We start from the raw sequence: 24,008 nt of genomic DNA on the forward strand, positions 1-24,008 counted from the left end.
GGCTGAAATTGATTTCTAACCTAGAGTGATTTTATGCTTCGTGATTACACCTTCGATTGTCTTGTAACTATGCCTCGCCATGAGCTGGAAGAGTTTAGTGCTCGTATGATCAGTAAAATGGTGCCAGAAGACGTGATGAATGAGCTGTTCACTTTTGATCAAGAAGAAGTGGGTAGTGAAGACCGCATGTTGTCTGCACGTCTTGATGCAATGCTACGCATGACAGCAATCGCACTGAGTGAAATTCAACAAGCGTTTGATGACTCAGACAACGCAAAGCAAAATAGCGAGCGAATGACGCGATTGGTGCTTTGGCATTTCTACGCGATCTCATTCCGTTTGGAAGAGGCCATCACGCTAGAAACACACTGTGCTCTAGTGGAAAAACTAATCGAAAATGCACCTTCGGATGTTTTTGCGTGGGTAAAAACATTGACGGAGCTGCTGCACACTTACGCTGAAATCAACGCGAAAGAGAATCCTCAAGACTAAACACCTGTCGTTTATCGTTCAGTAAATTAGAAACAAGGCGAGCCATTTGGATCGCCTTGTTTTTTCGCGTCAGATAAACCTTCGGGTTTGAAATACCAAACAAGCCTAGACTCAGATTTGTTCGTTCACTAGCGAACGGCGTGATTCCTTCTTACACTAAATCAAGGTGTTTGTTGCTAAACAAGCAAATGCATGACTAAGTCGTGTATTGTTTTCCACTTAAATGCGGATAATTTATGTCGAAGAACCTTCTGGTTTTTAAATTGGAACCGACTATTGAGCGTGTACGCTTTCCAGCTGAGCTTCATCTATCTAAAGGAAGTGAACGATGGATCCGTTAACGCAAGGTTTATTGGGTGCAGCTTTGCCACTGGCCGTGAGCAACAAGCGAAACCTTGCAGTTGTTGGCGTGTTGGGCGTGGTCTCTGGGATGGCTCCGGATTTAGATGTGCTCATCCGTTCTTCAACTGATCCTTTGCTGTATTTGGAATACCATCGCCAATTTACTCACTCGCTCTTGTTTATCCCGTTTGGTAGTTTCATTTGTGCTTTGGTGTTGTATCCATTGTTCGCAAAAAAGCGAGGACTAAGCTTCCGGCAGAGTTGGTTTTACTGCGCGCTTGGTTATAGTACCCATGCGTTATTAGACGCATGCACCAGTTATGGAACACAGCTTCTATGGCCGATAAGCAACACGCGTTATGCTTGGAACACTATTTCGGTAATCGACCCCGCGTTCACACTCCCTATTTTAATATTGCTTTTGTTTGTTGCACTGAAGCGAAGCCCAAACTATGCCCGCATTGCATTTTTATGGTGCCTGGCTTACCTAAGTCTTGGAACGATACAACGAGATAGAGCAGAAGTAGCTGGTTGGGAAATCGTCAAAGAGCGACAACACAACGCTATACAATTAAAAGCCAAACCAAGTTTCAGCAATCTTTTGGTTTGGAAACTAATTTATGAAACGGAAGAGAGCTACTATGTAGATGCCGTAAGGGTGGGGCGTTCAATAAAAATTTACCCTGGCGAATCAACTCCAAAGTTAAATATAAAAGAGCAATTTCCGTGGCTAAACCCGCAATCGCAACAAGCAAGAGACATCGAACGTTTCCGTTGGTTTTCAAACGGTTTTGTAGCGACGGATCCGAATAATGAATTGCGAATTGTTGATATGCGTTATTCCATCGTACCAAACCAAATTAATGCGTTATGGGGCATCAATCTATCCCCAAAAGCCAACGCAGAGGCGCACGTTGAATACACTGCTCATCGAGGAAGTACTGCAGAAGATCGCCAAGTTTTTTTCAACATGCTTACGGATTTTGAGTGATGGTTTTACTTTGGATGTCGATGCGGTGTCGTAATAACCATTACGCAGACTGAAAGTCCTTTACTAGGGTTGGCTTGCTGGCGAAGAAAATTTTGCCAAACAGGGACTTGTACTTCCAGCCAAGAGACAAAAGCCGTTTAGCTAAGTTCTTGTTTTCAATGATTGCAACCTCAACACCTTGGTAGTGGTATGGATTGCTTTTGATGTAGTCGATAAATGCAGTAAGCACGCCTTGCCCGCGAACGGAGGGTGCAAAGTTGACTGCTACAATAGAAAAGCGTTGGCTACCTGCTGGGCAACGGACTAAACAGTGCCCAAGAGGATGAGTAATAGTCTCAGAAAATTCAGGAAAAGGGCGAGACTCAAGCTCTTGAGAAAGCGCATCGTATCGCTGACATAGATAAGAAAATAGTTGTTTCGCTTCGCTGTTCATATCGGTGCCGCTTTTGTGTTGCTTGGTTTAAAGGCATTGATGTCTCAAACATTGTAACCATAGATAGCAACACAAAACGCGGTAAACTTTTTCAGTAATGATTTCCTATTTTTGAAACCTTAATTGTTACAAATGAAGTTGATTGGGTTTTATATGGTAGTTGTGAACGAGTGTTTCTAGTTGAAGGGAGAATACGCTGGTTACTGGATTCTTACTGGAATTCCTTTGTTAAAAGGCGAGCTGCTTGGTTTAATACCGCTCGTTTAACTGCTAGTGGCATCTTTTGTATTTCGTCACCTTGTACAGCGACGATGGGACATGATGTGGGATCTTCTATCCTAGCTCTTCATGGTCTAAATTATCTCATTAACCACTCAGAGCTAGATTCTTAGTCTCGCCAAGGCTCGCTGGACTGACACAAAAACATCGTTAAACTCCTGTTATTAAATTATTTGGTCCGCCTTTGCTTACTTTTGAACGCTTAACTAGGCGTTACTCCAAGTGCTTAAATTGCAATGCCACAAGTCGCTGATACAACTCACAGCTTTGCATTAATGATTGGTGGTTACCAACATCGACTAACTCGCCATTGTCGAGCACCGCAATTTTATCCGCATGTTGGATAGTCGAAAGACGATGAGCAATAATCAGCGTTGTGCGTCCTTTCATTAGAGCTTCAAGTGCTTGTTGAACGTGATGTTCACTTTCACTATCAAGGGCGCTGGTAGCTTCGTCTAGCAGTAAGATTTTTGGATCTTTTAGAATCGCGCGAGCAATCGCAATGCGCTGCTTTTGTCCGCCCGATAGCCTAACGCCGCGCTCGCCTAAAAAGCTGTGATAGCCTTCGGGAAGCTTCTCAATAAACTCATGGGCATGGGCTTTTTTCGCGGCTTCGATAACTTGTTCATCCGTCGCTTCAGGATTACCGTAGCGAATATTATGGAAAACATCATGGCTAAACAGCGCTGGTTGTTGTGGTACGAGCGCCATTTGACTTCGAAGTTCGTTTGGGTCGAACTGTCGAATATCTTCACCACCAAATAACACTTGCCCTTTTCGCGGATCATAAAAGCGTTGCAGCAGTTCGAATAGTGTTGTTTTACCTGCACCAGAAGGGCCGACCAACGCCAACACTTTTCCTTGTTCAGCGGTTAGATTTAATTCTTTGATTGCTGGTTGATTTGGTCGAGAAGGGTAGTTGAAACTCACCGAATTAAAGTTAACCTCAGCAGGCATGTCGGAACGGACAGGCAAATAGTTGTTCGGCGCTTTAATATCGCTGTCTACTTGAAGGATCTCAATCAGCCGTTCGGTAGCACCTGCGGCTCTTTGCAATTCACCCATGACTTCGGAAATGGTTGCAGTCGATGAGGCAACCATAATGGCATAAAACACAAATGCGGCTAGGTCACCCGCAGACATTTTTCCGTGAATCACATCGCTGCCGCCTACCCAAAGCATGCCTGCAATCGCGCTGAACACAATCACAATAACGCCTGATATCAGGATCGCTCGCTGTTTTACTCTCTGTCTGCCTATTTCATAAGCTTTTTCCACCTCGACAGCGAAAGCCGCTTGTTCATGCGACTCTGAGCTAAAACTTTGCACGGTTTTAATATGTTCTATCGCTTCTCCAGCGTAGCTGCCAACATCAGCCATTGAGTCCTGACTTTGACGAGAGAGCGCACGCACACGTCGTCCATAAAACAAAATCGGTACCAAAACCAAAGGCACAGAAGCAAGCACAATCAGCGTGAGCTTAACGTTGGTAGCGAATAACATAATGATGGCACCAAAGCACATCAAAGCGCTACGCATCGCCATTGAGAACGATGAACCGATAATGCTTTGCAGCAATGTGGTATCGGTAGTCAGGCGCGACATTATGTCGCCACTACTGTTAGTCTCAAAATAGCTCGGATGCAGCGTAATCACATGGTTAAACACCGCAAGGCGAATATCCGCACTAACGCGCTCACCTACGGCAGAGACAAGGTAAAAGCGAAAGAAAGTCCCAATGGCAATACACAATGTGACACCGACAATAAACTGAATCGCATTGGTGAGCTCTTGCAATGATTGCTGAGCAAAGCCTTGGTCGATAAGAATGCGCACTCCATAGCCAACGGATAACGTCAAACTTGCTGTCGCGACAAGGGCAACCAAGGCTGCCGCAACCCGCCATTTATAAGGTGCAATAAAGGTGTTGAGTTTAAGAAGAATGCTGAGATTTTTGTTATTTTTTCTGCTCATGAGTGACTCACAAAGCGTTTTAGGTACCTGGCATAGTAAGCCAGTTTGGTTGGTGAGACCAGCGAACTGCCGCTTTCGGATTAGGAAATTAACTGGGATAACCAATATCGCATGTATATCGAAAATCACTTAAACGTCGAAGAGACTAGAATCCGCTTTTAGTTCGGAGGGTGTTACGCACGGCTTTTGGCGAGTAGCAGGTCGACTTTTCCTTTAGCTGTTTTACTGACCGTTTGCATCAACTGAAAACTTGGTTTTTCGACGCCTGAGTTTTCTATCCCTTCGACCATTAAGAGCCAAAGCTTGGCTGTCATTTGCGCATCGGCTAGTGCACGGTGGAAAACACCGTCGTTGTCGATATTTTTATAGCGAACAAGTTCACCTAGCTTATGTGATGGGGCTTCTTGAATGAGCCGTCTTGCTACCAGTAAGGAGCAAGCAAACTCACCCGAATAACCACAGTTGATTCGTTCAAGCTCTGCATCTAAAAATCGTTTATCGAAGGACGCGTTGTGAGCGATAAGGTTCTCGCCAGCAATGAACTCACTAAATGACGCCATTACCTCTTCGCAGCTTGGTGCCGATCGCAACATATTGTTGGTAATGCCGGTGTAGTTCTCAATGAAAGAACTCACTCTGAAACCGGGGTTCATGAGTTGCTGAAAACTATCGACAACCTCGCCATTGACTAACTTTACTGCACCAATTTCTATTGCGCGATCACCTAAAGTAGGAGAGAGACCTGTGGTTTCAAAGTCGAGTACGACCACAGAGTTTGCTTGAGGCATAAAATTTTCCAGCTGAGTAATATTGCGCAAGAGTATTATCGAAAGCGACAGAAAAAGAAAGGCGAACACAATGGTGAATATCTGTCTATCTTTACTCCACAAAGTCAGTGTTCGTCGTCCACTGTTTATGGACAGGTACGTTCTGGCTTACCCATCGCGGCTTGTGCGGTAGCCTTATATTTCAAATGTTTTTCGGCTTTTCGATTCATTTCAGTTAAGCATTAACTTTCGATACAACATACTGATTATAAATTGATTTTATAAATTAACTTCGGCATCATTCACGGCTTGATTTTGAGTATGAATATCATCACGGCAAAAAATTAGAACAACTTATAATGCGAGGCTAGGGAACGATGGAAGCAATGAAGAATCATTATTTAGAGATACCTGAAGAAAGAAAATTGCGTATTTTTCGTGAGGAAGATGAAGATTTTTACAACTTCTGGGAAGAAATGCTTGATGAAAAACAATCTTTTTATCAGCAACCTCTCAAAAGAATGAAAGGCGACGCTTGGTATTCGCTTGATTCATTCTTCACTGCTTCAAAATACGGACAACATCAGGCCTCGCCAGCTTATATAAAAAGAGCGCTTGAGTTACTGAATAACGTGTACTTGCTGGCCAATCATTCAGACCAAGTGGTTGAATTCTCCGTTGGGCACCGACATTTTTCGGAAGTAGGTAACCGTTCTATTGCAGAAGGAACAATGGATGCATGGTTGGATGAAATCTGTTTAGCGATGGCCGCGAGAGATTGGCGCTGCGTAGAGCTGATGACCATCATGGATGAGTCGTTAGTGCGTTTAAAAGATCCATTCGATGTTGCGCTAGTCGAGTTCGTTAACGGTGTATTTAGCAATTCATCAGCGTTACCAGAGTTATTGCAAACTGTGATGGAGAAATCCTCCCCGCAATACTTAGAATCAACCAGGATGCCATATGTACATTCTTTGTTTATTCCATTTGTGAATGTGTTTGTTGCCATTATCGATGGCGATGAGTCACATTATCAAGAAGCACTGAGAGATGCGTTAGAGGCGCATTACCAGTTCTATATGAATGAAGATGTTCGCTATTCGCCAAAAGGAAATGTTTCTCTGAAACTGACTGGTCTTGCTGCATTGGCATACGATAAGTATGGTTGGACGATTCCAGAAGCCGCATATTTACCGAAATGGCTTGTTTATCGTGAGCATGATCTTTGTTCTAAATAAATCATTAATAGAACACCTTATGCAGTGTCTGCGGCAATGCCGTTCGGCAGCACCTCGAGCAAACATGTTGTACCTGATCCTACCTTTCAGCTTTGAAAAGTTGAAAGAACTCCAACATACTTTTGCTACAGAGAAGGGCATTTGGTTTGGTAATCCGCAAGTCACGGCACATCCACATCAATCCATCGTTGAATGGTATGTCGGTGACTACCTGCTCAACCTTGGTGACGAAGAATTAAGGTCATTTTTCAACCAGTCACTCGGTGATAAGGCATAAACTTATCAATATGCGAGCTTATTAACACGCCATACGTGACACTTCATGTATTCTTAATTGAAGCGAAGAAGAGGATTTATCAATGTCAAAAAGCTCCAAGCTTCACAATGAAGACAAACTGGTTAAGAAGGCACTAGAGATTGGTGGGAAGATGGCGAAGCTACAAGGTTTTGACCTTCCTCAGTCACCACAGCCTCTAAGAGTAAAAGCGATTTACCTATTCTTGGTTGATGCTAAACAGATCACGCCACTACCGGAAAGCAAGCTAGACGGCGCAAGCATCAAACACCGACTGGCAGTCTGGATACACAGTGCATTGCCTGACAACGACCCTCTAAAGTAGAAAGCCTTATAAGTCATATAGGTCATTAATTAACTAGGCGAGCCAAATGGTTCGCCTTGTTTGATATTGGCGAGTGCACCGAGGTCTTTTGGCGTGGCGGTATCATTGATTTACAAAACAGAATCAAAATGACTAAAGATAAATCCCGAGAAGCGCTACAATGCAGGCGTTGCGAGAGTGCAACCAAGATTACTCATTTACAGAAGCCTTGAAGTAACCATACATGTCTAAAGATTTCGAATTCACTACAGAATACACACTCGACAAACCTTTCTTTGCTGAATGTTATGATCAAACTAGCCAGCCAACGAAGTTCCCACAAGCGTACCTAAAAGGGATGCTGTTTCTTATCTTTGGTGTGGTTTTATTGGAGTTTGAACTGCTACCAAACGGTTATGTCGGTTGGTTCTTTATCGTATTGAGTGTGATTGAAGCGTGCAGCGTTTACTTCAAAAGAACTTGGTGGCTGTGGCGTCAAACCATCAGCTCAAGTCGCGGCAGTAAAGTGGTGTTTGAAGTGAATGCAGATGGCGTGCGCTACAAAAGCGGTAAAGTTGACCGCAGCCTCGCTTGGAATGATATCGACCAACTCGAACAAACTGATTTGGGCTTTATCCTTCACCTTGGTAAACAACGCCAATACATCAGCAAATCTTGCTTAAACGAAGAAGTGATCGCGTTTATGGTAGAGCAGCACGCGGCATCAAAAGCGAGCTAACAAAAAAGCGAGTCCGTGGGTTTGCTTTTTTGATCTTAGGGTTTGATGCTTATGGGGTAGCTCTGATTCAGACTCAAAATCTGAACCACTACACTCGGTGTTTCTGGTTGCGTCTTTCCAGTATATGGACTCCTTAAGTGTGCTGCGGAGTTAGTGTGTAAACTGAACCAAAAAAGTGACAATGAGATAGTTTATTGTGAGCCTACAGTGATGACGCCAACTTCTAGAGCATTTTTGCTCGATTACTATGTTCGGCAAAGGTTTGACATTCGTTAGTTTGTTGGGTTTTCCCTAATAAAGTTCATGTGGCCAGTGTTGGACTTATGCGTCTAAAGGTAACTTCTATGCGGAAGAAACTTATTCGATTTGAGGGGGCTATCCATGGAATTGCGATTCGAGCCCCATGGGAGGCGTTCGAAGCTTTAGGTAAAGTAGCCTATGAGAATGGAGTGTACAGCGAGAATCGAACCTACATCATCATCAGCTTGGAAGGGGGCGCAGTTCGGGTTTTGTAAGAGCCATTTCCCATTAAATCTATTTAATGTCAATTGTTTAAGTTACTTTTCCAACAGAAATCCAAAAACAGTTGAAACTGTAAACCTACATTTTGGCTCCTAATCACGAATTTGAAAATAGTGAAAAATTCATTATTTTCAAATTCGTTTTGATAAATCGCGACCCGATTTGGTTAGAAAGTTTCATCTAAAAAGTGCTTAATAAGAATCCCATTTAGCGGCGTTATGTCAATGTCACCAGTTAACTTATGAGGTGACGAGTTCACCTCTAACTAAGCATTCACGTTACTATGCCATTGCAATGGTTAGGTTAACTTAGCAACGATATCGCTTGTTTAGATACTCTGACTAGTCGTCCAATGGTTCTTTCGAAAACCCATCTAATGAATCGGGCGGATAGATCCTCAACTATGGTCCCATAGTGACCGGCAAAAACAAGCATATGGCCTAATAAGCCTTTTAGTTGCTCTTCATTGCGCTTAGATGATTTAGCAACGGCTTCTAGCTTTCTTGAAAGCCAATCATAAAAGGTCAAGCCAGCAATCACGCCTGCTTGAATCGTTACCGTTGACAAAAGAGCCACATCTTTCAAATAGGTGATAAGTGCGCCCTGTATTCTATCGGCCCAATACTCCGAAAAAGAAGCTTGATTTCGTTGCTCATACTTTAGACGGATAGGGGTAAATAAGTGGTCATTCGATTTCCTCTTCAACGCTCCCCAAGAATCCGAGGAAGCAGTGTTTAAGTAACCCGGATTTTTGTTTCTTGCCATCAAATGGGCTGATATGCTTAACCCAGTGCCAGAGTCCAAGCGGTACTCGCCTGTTGAGATTGGAGCATGAATAAATGGCCAAAGCGGTATTTTTGGTACAGGATCAGCACCATGCGTACATCGATAAACACCATCGTTTAGCTTTTCCGATGAGCGTGCGTATGCTTCCAGACCAACTCTAGGAGCGCCAAAGGTGTATAAGGTGGTTCTGACCTTCATCTCATTACGCACCCAATCAGCGCAAAGTGATGCGAGTGCTCCACCTAAGCTGTGCCCAACGCAATGTATACGTTTTGGTTTAGGATTCATCTGCATAATATACTGCTTCAACTTGGGGCTAAGACTTTGAAAACAATTGTTGAAACCAGCATGAGCGGGCGAACCGTTTGGTGATCCTTTCACCCCTATATTCGCATTTGTGATCCAGTCATTAGCATTTTGTGTTCCTCGAATCGAAATGACAATTTCATTCTCAAATGTAGAACCTTTACCAGTGCCAACCACTGCAAACGCCTCTGAAGTTCTCATCAAGCCAGGGATAACTTTACGCAATACCGGTACATTGGATAAACCCGCTACACCGCCTGTAAAACCATCAAATACATCATCTTCAGAAAAAGAAAAGTGATTTGAAAAACTGTTTTTGCCCGGCATGATAAAACGGCCATTATTTTCATAAGCTTTGTAAGGAATATCCGCTATTTCTGAAGCCATTTTTGGTGTTAACTTTGCCATTACGTGTCCTTATTTAGTAATATTTTTTCAGAAAATCCTTTCAAATCACACCTACTAATAATTTCAAGATCGAGGCCATTCTCAACAAATTTATTTTTAAAAAAGTAACGATATTCGTCCGAATTAATCTCACAACTTAAATCAAGAAGATTATCTGAAATAAATTCATAGGGTTTCACGTCAGAAAAGCGAGTCTCTAGTAAGTAGTATTTTTTGCCATCTACAAAAATGTAAATACCAATGTAGCTAGAGGATTCATGAAGGGCAGGTTCTTTAAACGTCTGATAGTGGTATGTAGGTTCGAAATGAAAATAACCATTTTCTGACGTAATTGTCTCGGTGATATAACGGTTTTTAGAAAAAGCCGTGTGTAGATAAACTACCTCGCTAGTAAACGCTTTCCCGTCTAAGTATAAGCGACCAGTGATCTCTGAGCTAAGTATGTATTGAAACTTTTTTGATTTGAAGAAATTAAACATATCTGCGTTACAACCTGTTGAGAGCAATAATATTGTGGCACTCATAAGGGAAACCAGTATTTTAGTCATTTGTTTACCAATATTGTACATAGGTCAACCCATATCCACGCGTGAGACGATACTATGTCCTAATGCTCTCAAGTGCTAGCCTAGGACCGCCCCAATTCTCAAAAATAAGTCATGTCAAAGCTTATATCTAGGCATACTTTAAAAAATAATGTAAATGACATGTCTATTACTTTCATGGGTTAAACATAAGTAGACTCCCTCTGGCAAAAAATACCGAGCTATTCGTTAAAGTACTTATCCACGTCCATTTCGTAAGCTTGCATACTCGTTGTCTCATTCTGAATTCTTATCATGAAGATCAGTTAACAATAGCCACCGCGCAGATGGTTGTTTTTTTATAACCGATAAAACATGGCGCCATCTCAACTTTTTCAGCACCATTGCTATATCACAGCGAAAATACCTCGAGTTCACTATAAAGCTCATCGATGTGCCTGGGCAGGTTGGAGTGGTGTCAAAGATGAGCTTCCGAAAGCGAATGTTACTCTCGACTGGTTCCATGTAGTGCATTTATTTACACGAGCTGTTGATGACGCTCGAAAACAATGGCACGCAAAAAGCTCTTCGCTGGGCGGTGTTAAAGGATGTTGAGAGTCCGATGACAGATAAGCAAGCACAAGCTTTAGTTGACTAGAGCCAGTAAGAAAAGTCCTAACAACCTTAGAAAAGCACCCAGAGAGAATACTTCAACGTTGGAGCTCGACCTATGCTAATACTGAGAATTTTGACTGACCGAGGCACTGAATACTGTGGCTGTGTTGAACAGCATGATTACCAACTCTACCTAGCTATCAATGAAATCGACCAACTCGAACAAACTGATTTGGGCTTTATCCTTCACCTTGGTAAACAACGCCAATACATCAGCAAATCTTGCTTAAGCGAAGAAGTGATCGCGTTTATGGTAGAGCGGTACGCGGCATCAAAAGCGAGCTAACCAACTTACATCAAGCTGGAATGAGCGATCGAAAAAGTAGGTGATATATGATCGAACATTGTAACAAGTATATGGTCGATTCTGAATCAATGGGGTTTGATGTAGAAAGCTAATAAGGTTTAGAGGTTTCTCTTTCGGACATATTGCTTCGGTGTCATGCGCGCAATCTGCTTACACTCTCTAGTCATGTGTGCTTGATCGGAAAAACCTTGCTCCAGCGCCAACTCCGATAAAGTAAGATCGGGTTGCGCTCGGAGTTGCTCTAAAGTGTGCTTCACTCGTTTAATGCGTTGGTAATGTTTAGGAGTAATCCCCAACCATTTCTGAAAATTGCGCTCTCTCTGGCGCTGACTGATGGTCCCTGTAGGTTGGTCAATAATGTGGCCGACATACTACGGTTCATATTCCTCAATCAGTGTTTGAACCCAGCGATATAACGTAGAAATCCTTGCATATGGCGAACGAGCTATTTGCAGAGACTCAAATGTTGCTAGTGCAGAAGAAGTCAAAGGGTGGTCGTCTTGAATCCGCAATAGCTGTTCTAGACGTTTACCAAATAGTTGATAACCAACAGCAGGATGAAAGCGTACGCCAGTCATCACCGCGCCTGGCGGTAGGCAGACCTGATGTGCCAGAATGCTTATAGGCAGTAGGACAACCCCCGGCGTTTGCCACTCACCATCCATTTGTACTTCATTCTGTAAAATGAATACCACACCTGTACCAGCATCACTGAGTAATTGTTTACGTACGGTTTGCGTCGTATCAGGTTTGACGGATGCTGACCAAATGGCTTGAACATAGCCAGCTAAAGCCTTTTGAGGTTTTAAAATATCAAATTCTAAGTTCAAATGAATCATCCTATTTAACCTCAACTTAAATGAGAAAGTGATACACATGTACTTTTCATCCTATTAAGTTGAGGTATAAGCAGTGGCTTACAAGTAAGAACCGTCAAATAGAATTATCGAGGTTTATAGACTCCAACCTTTGGCTTAAATGCCTTAACTATTCGGTTCCAACTATTGATCGCGTTGATCGCAATTGTTAGGTTGACCATAGCTTCTTCTCCAAAGGTATTCAAGGTCAGCTGATAGGTATCATCATCTACTGGTAGGCCAGCAGTTAGTAATTCAGCCCAGCCAAGCGCAACGTGTTCTGCATCGCTGTAGAATGGCATATCTTTCCATGCACTAAGCCCCCATATGCGTTCCGGCTTTTCACCTAACTTAAGCGCATCTTTACTATGCATGTCGATACAAAATGCACATTGATTGATTTGCGATATGCGTAACTTAACCAGTTCCCATATGATCATGTTCATAGTTTCTGATTGGCTAAATTGTTCATGGAAGTAAGCTTCCTGAGCGTATAGGATTTCTATTGCTTTTGGCGCTACTTCAATATAGTTGAGTCGTTTTTTCATGGTCATTCTCCTCTGTTTTTTACATAGTAAAAAACGCTCTTAGCAAAAGATTGAAGATTTTCGACATGCACTCAATAAAGTTAGATAAAAGAGTGAACGACGAAAGCGAAAAAATGTACCTATTGGAAACCAAGAAAACTTATGCCAATTAACAAAGTATTGCTCTAAATAATGCGACTTAAGGTTGGCGTCTATTTTTACTCCACCACCTTCCGTAAACGAGCAAAAGGTGCTGAGTTACCTATATACACACCAGCCGCAACGATAAAGACGCCTAAAACATTTTCCCATTGAGCCTGCTCACCAGAAATGAACGAAATCAGTAGAGTGAATACCGGCATAATATTAAATAATGGAGACATTTTATCTGGACCAAGAACGATAGCACCTTTCATCCAAAAGTAATAAGCGATCAAAGTGCCAAACAGGCTCATGTACGCTATTAGTGATAGGTCTTTAAATGTTATGGTATTTAAGCTACGGCTAAAGTCGCCGTGGTACATCGCTATAGCGACCATTTGAATGGCACCAATACTTAACACCCAACGTAACTGCTGAGTTACTGGGATATGAGATGTTAAACGCTTCGCTAGAATTGTGTATAAACACCCACTAATTAAAGCAAATAACATGTATAGATCACCAATATTACTATTGCTGCTAATAGAATGAATATTTCCCCCTGTAATGACGATTACCACTCCACAAAAACTGATTAGTGCACCTAAAATAGTTTTAACCGAAATGGAAGTTTTGAGAATAAAGCCCGACAACAAGATAGTGACAAGTGGTAGATTTGCCTGAACAACCGCTGCGTTAACTGGGGTAGTAAAGCTCATTGCAGAGAAAATAGAGAAGTTTTGGATAGTTACACCCACAGTTGCTATAACAAACAACGACAACATACTTTTTCGTGTGAGTTTGGTTCCATATGGAGAGCATTTAGTACCTCTTATCAGCAAGAGTATTAAAGCTGCAACGGAAAATCGTAACGTCGCTGAATCCAAAGGAGAGACATCGCTATTAATAGCCTTTATTACGTTAAAGTTACTAGACCAAAAAAAGATAGCGACAACAACACCGCACCAAATTGATAAATGCTTAGACATAGATCTTCCTGATAAAAATTAACTTGACGCGATAATGCTATATATTTCATATTTGATTTTTAATAGCCAAATTTAAGAGGGTTAATCCCAAATATGGAACGTCACTCTTTGGATGACCTTTTGTTATTCGTTTCTGTTGCTCGCTATCAAAGCCTAACACAAGCATCTGAGCGTCTTAATGTCCCGTTAGCCACGCTAAGCCGGAAGTTAAAAAGGCTGGAAACAAACTTAAATTGCAGACTATTTAACCGCAGTGCACACCACTTTGCGTTAACAACTGATGGCGAAAAATATTATCAACTCTGTGAGCCGTTACTTCTTAGCTTAAATAATGTGACATCGAGAATTGCGACTGAGCGTCAGTCTTTAAGTGGAACGATCAAAATATCAGCGCCAATTAACATGACACAGATGTGGTTAAAGCGGTGCGTTTATGAATTTGCAGAGCAACATCCGAAGATATGTATCGATTTAGATGTACAGAATGAAAAAATCAATCTTGTATCTAACCGTGTCGATGTTAGTTTTCGTCTTGGTGATCTTATTGAACAAGACTGGATTGCTCAGAAATTATGGTCGATTCCATTTGCGCTTTGTGCATCACGAAGCTATTTAGAACAACACCAACCGATTACCCATCCAGAACAACTTGTTCATCATCGCCTAATTACGGTAAACAACGACAGCCAATGGAAATTAGTTAATCAAATCACCAATGAAACATTTGATCATCCGCTAAAGTTTCAATTCACTTCAAATGATGTACTACTAGTTAGAGACGCCGTCATCCATGGTTTAGGAATTGCTTGGATTCCAACCTATTACTTTCATGAGCTAAATCATGATCAACATAACCTGCTGCCTTTGTTGCCAGAATGGCAATGCTCGGGTAAAGAAGTATTCATTATGTATCGAGACCGCGATAAAAGGCCTGCAAGAGTTGATGCATTTATTGAACATGTCTTAAATTGGAAAAATCGCATTCAAATGTTTGCTTGAAAGAGGTTTATCACATTGTGCTGTGCCGGTAACCTCAAGTGAAGCTTCATGACTCTGCTTCAATTGAGTTCATTTATTTAACCTCTAAAAGAATCATGAATACATAGGCAGTTAATGGGATTCGAGTTTACAAGTGATTCGGTCAGCTAAAACTCAAGCTCAAGCTAAGTAAAAAGTATTTGCAGTTGTATTTGCGTCTGAAAATCGTTTAGAGCTTTCTCATCCGCGAGGTTCTATAAGAAATTATTAAGGATATATTTGTGTGTGATTTCGTGAAAAAAATTATTGTAGGTTTACTTTTCAGTGCTTCGTCTTTTGCTTCCTTAAGTCAATATGTTCCAGCAATGAATGATAAGAACGGTTATGTAGAACCATTTCAAATGTTTGATAATGTCTATTATGTAGGAGACAAGTGGATCTCATCATATGCCATTGCTACAGACGACGGACTGGTTATCATTGATACGCTTGATTTCCCTTACTCTGAGTGGATACCTATCAACCTAGAGAAGCTAGGGCTAAAAGATAAGCCAATAACGCACATATTAGTAACTCATGGGCATTCTGACCACGTTGGAGGCGCCCAGTTACTTCAAGAGAAGTATGGTTCCAAAGTCGTGATGACCAAAAGCGCTCATGAACTATCTATACAGCAATCAAACAAAAGCGAAGGTGAGAACAAGTTCCTTCCTCCAAATTTAGACATAGAGATAAAAAGCGATAGCTCTATGGCTATTGGTGGACATGAGTTTAAGTTCTATCTCACACCTGGCCACACGGAAGGTGATTATTCCTTAGACTTCACTGTTGAAGATAATGGCGAACAATATCGTGCTTTTATCGTTGGTGGGCATAGCGTAAGTAGCAATGATCCAGAAGTTATTGGCCAGTTCTTGACTAGCATGGAGAAAATTAGAAAAATTTCACTACAGGCACCTATTGTGAACGTTAACCTTTCGAACCATCCACATAAAAATTTCCTTTTTGAAAATAGGAAGAAGCTCGGCACAAACGGTAACCCGTTTATCAGTGAGGCAAACTTCTTCATGTTCCTTAAGCAACAAGAAGATTTAGCTAAGGGAAAACTAGAAGAACTATAATACCGTGGTATACGAGCAGCCTTCTTTATTAGGTTAGAGATTTGCTCTTGAGTTATAGCTAAGGCTTTAATAAGTTGCTCAATCAAGATTCGACACTTGTGGTAGCTATATTATTTGTAGGTTCTAGTGACAAAGGCGCTGTGCGTAAACATTCGTATTGTGTGCCTTACACATTTGCAAGGCGTTATGTGCTTTCTAGAAAAGTCTCAAAATAGCGTACAATTAGCGTTTTGACACAGCGGAAATCATCATGGCCAAAACTGTTCAGCAGCAAATCGGAAACATTGCTCTAGTCGTTGAAAATTACGACGATGCTATCGAATTCTATACTCAAAAACTTCAATTCACTCTGGTTGAAGATACCAACCTAGGTGGTGGTAAACGCTGGGTTCAAGTTTCTCCTCCAAACTCCAATGGTACAAACCTACTTTTAGCTCAAGCGAGTACACCGGAGCAAACGCATGCAGTAGGAAATCAAACAGGTGGTCGTGTTTTCCTGTTTCTGCAAACTAATGATTTTTGGCGTGACTACGAGTTGATGAAGAAAAATGGTGTTGTATTTAATGAAGAGCCTCGTGTGGAAGAATACGGGACAGTGGTGGTGTTCCAAGATCTCTATGGTAATAAATGGGACTTACTGCAACTGAACTAGAAACTACATAGCACCTGCATAGCATAGTGTTCATGAGGAGTTTCCAACAAGCCTTTAAGGCTCTGAGATATTAGTGCTAATTCAAAGGTTCTCAGAAGTTACTGTATTTCTAAATCACTTTTGTGCAAACAATAACTAGCCATCATTCCTTCTCGATGTATCAACAAGTGTTAGGGCGGCACACCAAAAACAAAAAGGCGAACCAAACGGTTCGCCTTTGTCGATTTAGAGACTACAAAAATTAATCTTCGTAGTTATCGATGCTTGGGCATGAACAGATTAGGTTACGGTCGCCGTATACGTTATCTACGCGGTTTACCGTTGGCCAGTACTTCCAAGATTTGGTCGCTTTAGACGGGAAGCAGCCAATCTCGCGAGAGTAAGGGCGGTCCCAATCTTCAGCTGAAAGATCAACTTGTGTGTGTGGCGCGTTAACAAGTGGGTTGTTATCCAGTGGCCATTCACCGTTTTTCACTTTCTCCATTTCTTCGCGGATAGCGATCATCGCATCACAGAAGCGGTCCAGCTCTTCTAGATCTTCCGATTCCGTTGGCTCAACCATTAGCGTGCCCGCTACAGGGAACGACATAGTTGGCGCGTGGAAACCGTAGTCCATTAGACGCTTCGCGATGTCTTCTTCGCTGATACCTGTTTCTTCTTTCAGCGGACGAATGTCGATAATACATTCGTGCGCTACGCGGCCATTTTTGCCACGGTAAAGAACAGGGTAGTGTTGGCGAAGTGTTTCCATCACGTAGTTTGCGTTCAGAATTGCTACTTTTGTTGCATCTGTTAGGCCAGGTTCGCCCATCATTGCGATGTAAGCCCAAGAGATAGGTAGGATAGAAGCGCTACCCATATCTGCTGCTGATACTGCGAAATCTGCGCCTTCTACACCGTCTTCAATATGCCCTGGTAAGAAAGGAGCTAGGTGAGATTTCACACCGATAGGACCCATACCCGGACCGCCACCACCGTGCGGGATGCAGAAGGTTTTGTGTAGGTTTAGGTGAGAAACGTCTGAACCGATGAAGCCTGGTGATGTTAGACCAACCTGCGCGTTCATGTTAGCGCCGTCTAGGTAAACCTGACCGCCAGCGGCATGAACCATTTCACACACTTCTTTCACTTTCTCTTCGTAAACGCCGTGCGTAGAAGGGTAAGTGATCATAATGCTTGATAGGTTGTCTTTGTGTTTCTCGATTTTCGCTGCTAGGTCGTCGATGTCGATGTTGCCTTCTTCATCACACTTAACCACAACCACTTTCATTGACACCATAGATGCTGTCGCAGGGTTAGTACCGTGCGCAGAGCTTGGGATCAAACATACGTTGCGGTGACCTTCGCCACGGCTTTCGTGGTAGCGTTGAATCGCGATAAGGCCTGCGTACTCACCCGATGCACCAGAGTTTGGTTGTAGTGAGAATGCGTCATAGCCAGTGATTTCACATAGCTTTTCTTTAAGGTCTTTTGCGAGTGCTGCGTAACCAGCTGCTTGTTCTGCTGGTGCGAACGGGTGGATCGAACCAAACTCAGGCCAAGTAACTGGGATCATCTCTGCTGCTGCGTTCAGCTTCATCGTACAGCTGCCCAGTGGGATCATGCCGTGCGTGAGTGAGAAGTCTTTGTTCTCTAGCTGTTTTAGGTAACGCATCATCTGTGTTTCGCTGTGGTGCGTGTTAAACACAGGGTGTGTTAGATATTCTGTTGTGCGGCGCAATGCTTCTGGAATGGCTGCAAACTCGTTGCCTGCGATTTCAGTTGATAGTGCTGCGACTTCTTCTTTCACACCGAATACTGCGAATAGGGCTTCTACATCTGCCACGGTTGTGGTTTCGTCGAAGCTCACACCTAGCTGAGTACCCAACTTACGTAGGTTGATGTCTGCGGCTAGTGCTTTCGCGTATAGGTCTTCAGTTTGTGCACCTGTGTTGATAGTGATGGTGTCGAAGAAGCTGTTGTGAGCAAGCTCGAAGCCGCCTTTAGTTAGGCCAGCGGCTAGGATGGCTGTCATGTGGTGCGTACGACGAGCAATCGTGCGTAGACCTTCTGCGCCGTGGTAAACCGCGTAGAAAGACGCCATGTTCGCTAGCAGTGCTTGAGCAGTACAGATGTTTGATGTCGCTTTTTCACGACGGATGTGCTGTTCACGCGTTTGCATTGCCATGCGCAGTGCTTGGTTGCCGTTAGTATCGATAGAAACACCGATAACACGACCTGGCATAGTACGCTTGTGCTTGTCACGTGTTGCCATGAAGGCAGCGTGTGGACCGCCGTAACCCATCGGCACGCCAAAACGTTGTGCTGAACCGATTGCTACGTCTGCGCCCATTTCACCAGCAGGTTTAAGTAGGGTAGAAGCAAGAAGGTCCGTTGCTACAGTCACTAGTGTTTTGTTTGCTTGCGCTTTAGCGATGATGTCCGTTAGGTCACGAACTTCACCTGTTGTACTTGGGTATTGAACTAGTGCGCCGAACACGTCTTGCTCTGGTAGTGATTCTAAAGAACCAACCAAGACTTCAAAGCCGATGAATTTCGCACGAGTTTTTACCACTTCGATGGTTTGTGGGTGAACGTCGTCAGCAACGAAGAATACGTTGCTCTTGCTTTTACCCGCACGCTTACAAAGTGTCATCGCTTCTGCTGCTGCCGTTGCTTCATCGAGCAATGACGCGTTCGCGATTTCCATACCAGTAAGATCCATCACCATTTGTTGGTAGTTTAGAAGTGCTTCTAAACGACCTTGTGAGATTTCTGGTTGGTAAGGGGTGTAAGCAGTGTACCAGCCCGGGTTTTCCATCACGTTGCGTAGAATCACGTTCGGCGTGAAGGTGTTGTAGTAACCCTGACCAATGAATGTACGTTTAACTTGGTTCTGATCGGCGAACTTACGCATTGCTGCCAGCATGTCTGCTTCGCTTTTCGCTTCTGCCAAGCTCATTGGTTGCTCTAGGCGAATTTGTGCTGGTACGGTTTCGTCGATAAGCGAATCTAGGCTAACTGCGTTGATCGCTTCCAACATTTTCTGTTGGTCAGATTTGTTTGGTCCATTGTGGCGAGCAACGAACTCGTTTTGTGTGCTGAGGCTTTGAAGTAATTCAGTCATTGTCCTTTACCTACTCCTTGGTTCGGGTAACGGATTTGCGTTACTGATAAATTAAATTATACGTCCGAACCTAGAAAAAAAGCTGTTCTCTAAACAGGCTAGGGAACAGCTTTCGTCACATCCTAATTACTCTTCTTCGATAGAGTTTAGGTATTCGTCTGCGTCTTTCAGGTTATCTAGTTCAGATACATCAGACATCTTCACTTTTACGATCCAGCCACCTTCGTACGGCTCTTCGTTAATTAGCTCTGGGCTGTCTTCTAGTTCTTCATTGATTTCTACGATTTCACCAGTGATTGGTGCGTAGATGTCTGACGCTGCTTTTACAGATTCAACGAGAGAGAAGCTTTCACCTGCTTCAACTTCGTCTTCTACGTCTGGTAGGTCAACGAATACCACGTCACCTAGCATTTCTTGTGCATGCTCAGAAATACCAATTGTTACTGTGCCGTCACCGTTGTCACGTACCCACTCGTGGCTATCTGCAAACTTCAGTGTTTTGTCCATTGCTTAATCTCCGAATAACTTGTCAGGAATTATTATGATTTTAAAAAAATCGTTTACTGGTATAGAGGAAAGCGACTGCAAAGTTCTTTTACTTCTTTGCGAACGCGTTTTTCAACTTCTGCGTCACCTTCAGGGTTGTTCACTAAACCGTCCAGTACGTCACCAATCCAATTACCGATGAGTTTGAATTCTTCAGCGCCAAAGCCGCGGCTTGTACCCGCAGGCGTTCCTAAACGGATGCCCGATGTAATCATAGGCTTCTCTGTATCGAATGGGATGCCATTTTTGTTACATGTGATCCCAGCACGCTCTAGAGCTTCTTCTGCTTTATTGCCTTTCAACCCTTTCGGACGAAGGTCAACCAGCATTAGGTGCGTGTCTGTGCCACCAGTTACGATGTCGCAACCGCGAGTTTGCAATACTTCCGCTAGGACTTTTGCGTTATTGATCACCGAATCAATATAAGTTTTAAATTCAGGGCCAAGCGCTTCACCAAATGCGACCGCTTTGGCCGCGATAACGTGCATCAGTGGGCCACCTTGTAGGCCAGGGAATACGGCTGAGTTGATTTTCTTAATGATGTCTTCGTGGTTAGTAAGAATCATACCGCCGCGAGGGCCACGCAATGTTTTGTGTGTTGTAGTCGTAACAACGTGTGCGTGTGGCAGTGGGCTAGGGTGCGCGCCTGTTGCGATAAGACCGGCGATGTGTGCCATGTCGACCATAAGAATTGCATTTACTTCGTCTGCGATTTCACGGAATTTTGCAAAGTCGATAGTACGTGGAATAGCGCTACCACCTGCGATGATCATTTTAGGTTGGTGCTCAAGTGCTAGCTCACGAACATCTTCGTAGTTGATTTCCAGTGTTTCGCGATCAACACCGTATTGAACTGCATTAAACCATTTACCAGAAAGTGCAGGGCGTGCACCGTGCGTCAGGTGACCACCTGCGTCTAAAGACATACCAAGAATGGTGTCACCAGGTTGAAGCAGTGCTAGTTTTACTGCGCCGTTTGCTTGTGCGCCTGAGTGTGGTTGAACGTTTGCGTATTCACAATTGAAAAGTTTTTTTGCGCGTTCGATAGCAATGGCTTCCACTGTATCTACGTGCTCACAACCACCATAGTAACGACGACCTGGGTAGCCTTCAGCGTATTTGTTTGTTAGGCATGTGCCTTGAGCTTGCATTACCGCTTTAGAAACAATGTTCTCTGAAGCGATAAGTTCGATTTGTTCGTTTTGGCGAGCGGATTCCGCTTGAATTCCAGCAAAGACAGCATCATCTGTCGCAGAGAGGTTGGTAGAGAAAAAGTTTTCCAAGCTGTGGTTAGGGTAACTCTTATTCATGGTAGTTGACCTTCCAAATCTGAAAATGAACCCGCAATAGATGAGTTATGATTTGCGGTTGTGGTTCATTTGTCCTCAAAAACAGCTGAACTGCGTAGCAGAACAGAGTGAACATCCGGCCCTAAATTTGGGCAAAAACTCCGTTGGATTGCGTGTTTCCTTTACCAATCTCTTACGGAAATATGCATCTCTACATCTAACAAGTTGGTAACATAGCGCCTGTGACGGGAACAATCAACCAAAAATTTCCTATAGGAAACAAGATTTCAAAATTTGTTAACAAGAGCACGCTTTAATTCACTTGGTGGACTTCTATCCACTATGTGCTTCATGCACAATGCGAGTAAGACAAAAAATATGGATATCTATAGAGGGATTTATGGCAGAAAGTATTTACGATGAATACCCATCGATGACGTTGGCAAAAGAGCAACATGACCAAAATATCGAGCCGTTAAAACTGGGCCAGCGTATTAAGGATATCCGCTCGAAACTCGGTATCACATTAGAAGAAGCGAGTCAGCGAACCGGGCTTGCTCGATCTACACTGAGCAAAATAGAAAATGAGCAGATCTCCCCGACGTTTCAAGCGATGCAAAAATTGGCACTTGGCTTACAAATTGACATGCCACAACTCTTTGAGCCACCTAGAAAAAAGGTAGCGACAGGGCGCAGGGATGTTACCAAGAAGAATGAAGGTAAACCACACCCAACACAAACCTATGAACACGAACTGCTCGCGACACAACTTTCCAACAAGAAAATGATGCCGTTTAAGAGCCAAATTCGAGCTCGTAGTTTTGATGAATATAAAGACTGGGTTCGTCATGATGGCGAAGAATTTCTGCTTATCTTATCTGGTGAGGTCATGTTCTATTCTGAGTTTTACGAACCTGTTGTTTTAAGCGAGGGAGACAGCGTTTATTACGATGCAAATATGGGACATATGTTGACCAGTGTTAGCGAAGAAGATGCGCTCATTTTGTGGGTGACAGCCAAATAGTGATAAATACTTGTAAATTTCCTATAGTGAAAGCAAACGATTGCTGTTGGTGGTCGTTATGATGAAAAAGCGCTTTTTTGATGAGAACTTGCTCATTAAAGCGCTTTTTTTGTACGATTTGTTGTGATTAAAATGTTAAGAGTCACACTTTTGCAAGTCGATCTACGTCTTGTTCGTGCAAAATAGAATGAGCCATGTTTATTATTGGAAACACATCGAATGCCGATAGCATTCTCGGGTCTATCTAAATGGAGACGAAAATGACTCAAGAACTACTGAAAACACCACTACACGCACTTCACGTTGAAGTTGGTGCCAAAATGGTCCCGTTCGCGGGTTACGATATGCCTGTTCAGTATCCTCTAGGCGTAAAGAAGGAACACTTACATACTCGTGATGCGGCAGGTCTGTTTGATGTTTCTCACATGGGACAGCTTCGCCTAATTGGTGACGGTGCAGCTGCGTTCCTAGAAACATTAGTCCCAGTGGATATTGTGGATCTTGAGTCTGGTAAACAGCGTTACGCTTTTTTCACTAATGAAGAGGGCGGCATCATGGACGACTTGATGGTGGCTAACCTAGGCGATCATCTGTTTGTGGTTGTGAACGCAGCATGTAAAGCGCAAGATATCGCACACCTACAAGCGCATTTACCATCTGGTGTTGAGCTAGAAACTATCGAAGACCGAGCTCTACTTGCAATCCAAGGCCCTAAAGCGGCAGCTGTATTGGCGCGTTTTGCACCAGAAGTTTCTGAAATGCTGTTCATGGATATTTGTAAAGTCGATGTTTTAGGCACCGAGTGCATTGTTTCTCGTAGTGGTTATACAGGCGAAGACGGTTACGAAATCTCGGTTCCTGCTGACAAAGCGGAAGAGCTAGCACGTAAACTGACTGCGGAAGATGAAGTTGAATGGATTGGCCTTGGTGCTCGTGATTCACTTCGTCTTGAGTGTGGCCTTTGTCTATACGGTCATGACCTAGACACAACAACAACACCTGTTGAAGCGAGCTTGCTATGGGGTATCCAAAAAGTTCGTCGTATTGGTGGTGAACGTGAAGGTGGTTTCCCTGGCGCAGACATTATTCTTAAGCAGATTGAGACTAAAGATGTGGCGCGTAAGCGTGTGGGTCTAGTAGGTCAAACCAAAGCGCCAGTGCGTGAAGGTGTTGAACTGTTTGATGCTGACGGCGTTAAAATTGGCGTTGTAACCAGCGGTACGGCGGGTCCGAATGCAGGTAAGCCAGTCTCAATGGGTTATGTTCGTGCGGATTTGGCGGCGATTGGTACTGAAGTGTTCGCTGAAGTGCGTGGTAAAATGCTACCAATGACAGTTGAAAAAATGCCGTTCGTACCACAACGCTACTACCGTGGTTAAAACGAATTGAAACAAAA

Annotated in this window: 21 protein-coding genes and 4 pseudogenes; 14 read left to right on the forward strand and 11 right to left on the reverse strand. The window is 43.2% G+C overall.

What is annotated here, in order from left to right; genetic code table 11:
• Window positions 1-33 precede the first annotated feature (33 nt).
• Window positions 34-492 (forward strand): hypothetical protein, encoded by a 459-nt coding sequence (locus R7041_RS13635; protein WP_064369276.1) that lies wholly within the window; start codon window positions 34-36, stop codon window positions 490-492.
• 328 nt (window positions 493-820) lie between these two features.
• A complete protein-coding gene (locus R7041_RS13640) occupies window positions 821-1,825 on the forward strand; it encodes a metal-dependent hydrolase (protein WP_064369275.1) in 1,005 nt (334 codons plus the stop codon).
• Between the two features lie 40 nt (window positions 1,826-1,865).
• Here the strand turns inward: R7041_RS13640 and R7041_RS13645 are convergent, their stop codons facing one another.
• The 3 genes from R7041_RS13645 to R7041_RS13655 all read right to left on the reverse strand — a co-directional run bounded on the left by R7041_RS13645 (window position 1,866) and on the right by R7041_RS13655 (window position 5,299).
• A complete protein-coding gene (locus tag R7041_RS13645) occupies window positions 1,866-2,258 on the reverse strand; it encodes a hypothetical protein (protein WP_005376463.1) in 393 nt (130 codons plus the stop codon).
• 492 nt (window positions 2,259-2,750) lie between these two features.
• A complete protein-coding gene (locus R7041_RS13650) occupies window positions 2,751-4,511 on the reverse strand; it encodes an ABC transporter ATP-binding protein/permease (RefSeq protein ID WP_053349140.1) in 1,761 nt (586 codons plus the stop codon).
• A gap of 173 nt (window positions 4,512-4,684) precedes the next feature.
• Window positions 4,685-5,299 (reverse strand): PolC-type DNA polymerase III, encoded by a 615-nt coding sequence (locus R7041_RS13655; RefSeq protein WP_005376459.1) that lies wholly within the window; start codon window positions 5,297-5,299, stop codon window positions 4,685-4,687.
• A gap of 356 nt (window positions 5,300-5,655) precedes the next feature.
• Here R7041_RS13655 and R7041_RS13660 point away from each other — a divergent pair, with 356 nt between their 5' ends.
• From R7041_RS13660 to R7041_RS13680, 5 genes and pseudogenes are all read left to right on the forward strand, one after another.
• Window positions 5,656-6,516 (forward strand): immunity 49 family protein, encoded by an 861-nt coding sequence (locus R7041_RS13660; RefSeq protein WP_064369274.1) that lies wholly within the window; start codon window positions 5,656-5,658, stop codon window positions 6,514-6,516.
• 40 nt (window positions 6,517-6,556) lie between these two features.
• A pseudogene (locus tag R7041_RS13665) lies at window positions 6,557-6,793 on the forward strand (Low-specificity L-threonine aldolase); the annotation flags it as partial.
• A gap of 82 nt (window positions 6,794-6,875) precedes the next feature.
• A complete protein-coding gene (locus tag R7041_RS13670) occupies window positions 6,876-7,136 on the forward strand; it encodes a DUF5062 family protein (protein ID WP_005376453.1) in 261 nt (86 codons plus the stop codon).
• 223 nt (window positions 7,137-7,359) lie between these two features.
• Window positions 7,360-7,854, forward strand: coding sequence for a YcxB family protein (locus R7041_RS13675; RefSeq protein WP_064369273.1), 495 nt, complete (start codon window positions 7,360-7,362; stop codon window positions 7,852-7,854).
• A 344-nt stretch (window positions 7,855-8,198) separates the two neighbouring features.
• On the forward strand, window positions 8,199-8,369 hold the full coding sequence (locus R7041_RS13680; RefSeq protein ID WP_162564176.1) for a hypothetical protein: 171 nt from the start codon (window positions 8,199-8,201) through the stop codon (window positions 8,367-8,369).
• A gap of 310 nt (window positions 8,370-8,679) precedes the next feature.
• Here R7041_RS13680 and R7041_RS13685 read toward each other — a convergent pair whose 3' ends face one another.
• Window positions 8,680-9,876, reverse strand: coding sequence for a lipase family protein (locus R7041_RS13685; RefSeq protein ID WP_033906522.1), 1,197 nt, complete (start codon window positions 9,874-9,876; stop codon window positions 8,680-8,682).
• Window positions 9,876-10,424 (reverse strand): DUF6795 domain-containing protein, encoded by a 549-nt coding sequence (locus R7041_RS13690; protein WP_047104127.1) that lies wholly within the window; start codon window positions 10,422-10,424, stop codon window positions 9,876-9,878. The genes R7041_RS13685 and R7041_RS13690 overlap by 1 nt, the downstream gene beginning before the upstream one ends.
• 351 nt (window positions 10,425-10,775) lie before the next feature.
• Between R7041_RS13690 and R7041_RS22740 the strand changes: the two are divergent.
• Window positions 10,776-10,931, forward strand: a pseudogene (locus R7041_RS22740) (hypothetical protein); the annotation flags it as partial.
• 277 nt (window positions 10,932-11,208) lie between these two features.
• Window positions 11,209-11,361 (forward strand): annotated as a pseudogene (locus R7041_RS13695) (YcxB family protein); the annotation flags it as partial.
• A gap of 119 nt (window positions 11,362-11,480) precedes the next feature.
• On the opposite strand, the pseudogene R7041_RS13700 reads toward R7041_RS13695, so the two are convergent.
• The 3 genes and pseudogenes from R7041_RS13700 to R7041_RS13710 form a co-directional block, all read right to left on the reverse strand.
• Window positions 11,481-12,221, reverse strand: a pseudogene (locus tag R7041_RS13700) (helix-turn-helix domain-containing protein).
• 104 nt (window positions 12,222-12,325) lie between these two features.
• Window positions 12,326-12,787, reverse strand: a complete 462-nt coding sequence (locus R7041_RS13705; RefSeq protein WP_005376442.1) for a carboxymuconolactone decarboxylase family protein — start codon at window positions 12,785-12,787, stop codon at window positions 12,326-12,328.
• A gap of 197 nt (window positions 12,788-12,984) precedes the next feature.
• Entirely contained in the window at window positions 12,985-13,896 is a 912-nt protein-coding gene (locus R7041_RS13710; protein WP_064369271.1) for a DMT family transporter, read from the reverse strand.
• 93 nt (window positions 13,897-13,989) lie between these two features.
• Here R7041_RS13710 and R7041_RS13715 point away from each other — a divergent pair, with 93 nt between their 5' ends.
• The 3 genes from R7041_RS13715 to R7041_RS13725 all read left to right on the forward strand — a co-directional run bounded on the left by R7041_RS13715 (window position 13,990) and on the right by R7041_RS13725 (window position 16,647).
• Complete coding sequence (locus R7041_RS13715) at window positions 13,990-14,895, forward strand: LysR family transcriptional regulator (protein WP_005376440.1); 906 nt, start codon at window positions 13,990-13,992, stop codon at window positions 14,893-14,895.
• Between the two features lie 272 nt (window positions 14,896-15,167).
• Entirely contained in the window at window positions 15,168-15,995 is an 828-nt protein-coding gene (locus tag R7041_RS13720; RefSeq protein WP_231972277.1) for an MBL fold metallo-hydrolase, read from the forward strand.
• A 250-nt stretch (window positions 15,996-16,245) separates the two neighbouring features.
• Window positions 16,246-16,647 carry a VOC family protein gene (locus R7041_RS13725; RefSeq protein ID WP_005388788.1) on the forward strand — a complete coding sequence of 134 codons (402 nt, stop codon included), beginning with the start codon at window positions 16,246-16,248 and terminating at the stop codon, window positions 16,645-16,647.
• Window positions 16,648-16,888: 241 nt separating this feature from the next.
• Here the strand turns inward: R7041_RS13725 and gcvP are convergent, their stop codons facing one another.
• The 3 genes from gcvP to R7041_RS13740 form a co-directional block, all read right to left on the reverse strand.
• The gene (gcvP, locus tag R7041_RS13730; RefSeq protein WP_042520777.1) at window positions 16,889-19,753 is read right to left on the reverse strand and encodes an aminomethyl-transferring glycine dehydrogenase; all 2,865 of its coding nucleotides are present in this window, start codon (window positions 19,751-19,753) and stop codon (window positions 16,889-16,891) included.
• Window positions 19,754-19,879: 126 nt separating this feature from the next.
• Window positions 19,880-20,260 (reverse strand): glycine cleavage system protein GcvH, encoded by a 381-nt coding sequence (gene gcvH / locus R7041_RS13735; RefSeq protein WP_005376432.1) that lies wholly within the window; start codon window positions 20,258-20,260, stop codon window positions 19,880-19,882.
• A 53-nt stretch (window positions 20,261-20,313) separates the two neighbouring features.
• Window positions 20,314-21,609, reverse strand: coding sequence for a serine hydroxymethyltransferase (locus tag R7041_RS13740; protein ID WP_005376430.1), 1,296 nt, complete (start codon window positions 21,607-21,609; stop codon window positions 20,314-20,316).
• 379 nt (window positions 21,610-21,988) lie between these two features.
• Between R7041_RS13740 and R7041_RS13745 the strand changes: the two genes are divergently transcribed.
• Window positions 21,989-22,612 (forward strand): helix-turn-helix domain-containing protein, encoded by a 624-nt coding sequence (locus R7041_RS13745; RefSeq protein ID WP_005376429.1) that lies wholly within the window; start codon window positions 21,989-21,991, stop codon window positions 22,610-22,612.
• A gap of 260 nt (window positions 22,613-22,872) precedes the next feature.
• A complete protein-coding gene (gene gcvT / locus R7041_RS13750; RefSeq protein WP_064369269.1) occupies window positions 22,873-23,991 on the forward strand; it encodes a glycine cleavage system aminomethyltransferase GcvT in 1,119 nt (372 codons plus the stop codon).
• The last annotated feature ends 17 nt before the right edge of the window (window positions 23,992-24,008 follow it).

Origin of the sequence: Vibrio sp. 1751, assembly GCF_033339895.1 — a bacterium.
Taxonomy (GTDB): domain Bacteria; phylum Pseudomonadota; class Gammaproteobacteria; order Enterobacterales; family Vibrionaceae; genus Vibrio; species Vibrio alginolyticus.

Excerpts from the sequence above, each read along its gene's own strand:
- R7041_RS13635 (WP_064369276.1), top strand. The coding sequence starts at position 34 with ATGCTTCGTGATTACACCTTCGATTGTCTTGTAACTATGCCTCGCCAT.
- gcvP (WP_042520777.1), bottom strand. The coding sequence starts at position 19,753 with ATGACTGAATTACTTCAAAGCCTCAGCACACAAAACGAGTTCGTTGCT.
- R7041_RS13675 (WP_064369273.1), top strand. The coding sequence starts at position 7,360 with ATGTCTAAAGATTTCGAATTCACTACAGAATACACACTCGACAAACCT.
- R7041_RS13670 (WP_005376453.1), top strand. The coding sequence starts at position 6,876 with ATGTCAAAAAGCTCCAAGCTTCACAATGAAGACAAACTGGTTAAGAAG.
- R7041_RS13710 (WP_064369271.1), bottom strand. The coding sequence starts at position 13,896 with ATGTCTAAGCATTTATCAATTTGGTGCGGTGTTGTTGTCGCTATCTTT.
- R7041_RS13685 (WP_033906522.1), bottom strand. The coding sequence starts at position 9,876 with ATGGCAAAGTTAACACCAAAAATGGCTTCAGAAATAGCGGATATTCCT.
- R7041_RS13655 (WP_005376459.1), bottom strand. The coding sequence starts at position 5,299 with ATGCCTCAAGCAAACTCTGTGGTCGTACTCGACTTTGAAACCACAGGT.
- R7041_RS13680 (WP_162564176.1), top strand. The coding sequence starts at position 8,199 with ATGCGGAAGAAACTTATTCGATTTGAGGGGGCTATCCATGGAATTGCG.
- R7041_RS13745 (WP_005376429.1), top strand. The coding sequence starts at position 21,989 with ATGGCAGAAAGTATTTACGATGAATACCCATCGATGACGTTGGCAAAA.
- gcvH (WP_005376432.1), bottom strand. The coding sequence starts at position 20,260 with ATGGACAAAACACTGAAGTTTGCAGATAGCCACGAGTGGGTACGTGAC.
- R7041_RS13660 (WP_064369274.1), top strand. The coding sequence starts at position 5,656 with ATGGAAGCAATGAAGAATCATTATTTAGAGATACCTGAAGAAAGAAAA.
- R7041_RS13640 (WP_064369275.1), top strand. The coding sequence starts at position 821 with ATGGATCCGTTAACGCAAGGTTTATTGGGTGCAGCTTTGCCACTGGCC.
- R7041_RS13645 (WP_005376463.1), bottom strand. The coding sequence starts at position 2,258 with ATGAACAGCGAAGCGAAACAACTATTTTCTTATCTATGTCAGCGATAC.
- R7041_RS13725 (WP_005388788.1), top strand. The coding sequence starts at position 16,246 with ATGGCCAAAACTGTTCAGCAGCAAATCGGAAACATTGCTCTAGTCGTT.
- gcvT (WP_064369269.1), top strand. The coding sequence starts at position 22,873 with ATGACTCAAGAACTACTGAAAACACCACTACACGCACTTCACGTTGAA.
- R7041_RS13690 (WP_047104127.1), bottom strand. The coding sequence starts at position 10,424 with ATGACTAAAATACTGGTTTCCCTTATGAGTGCCACAATATTATTGCTC.
- R7041_RS13740 (WP_005376430.1), bottom strand. The coding sequence starts at position 21,609 with ATGAATAAGAGTTACCCTAACCACAGCTTGGAAAACTTTTTCTCTACC.
- R7041_RS13705 (WP_005376442.1), bottom strand. The coding sequence starts at position 12,787 with ATGAAAAAACGACTCAACTATATTGAAGTAGCGCCAAAAGCAATAGAA.
- R7041_RS13650 (WP_053349140.1), bottom strand. The coding sequence starts at position 4,511 with ATGAGCAGAAAAAATAACAAAAATCTCAGCATTCTTCTTAAACTCAAC.
- R7041_RS13715 (WP_005376440.1), top strand. The coding sequence starts at position 13,990 with ATGGAACGTCACTCTTTGGATGACCTTTTGTTATTCGTTTCTGTTGCT.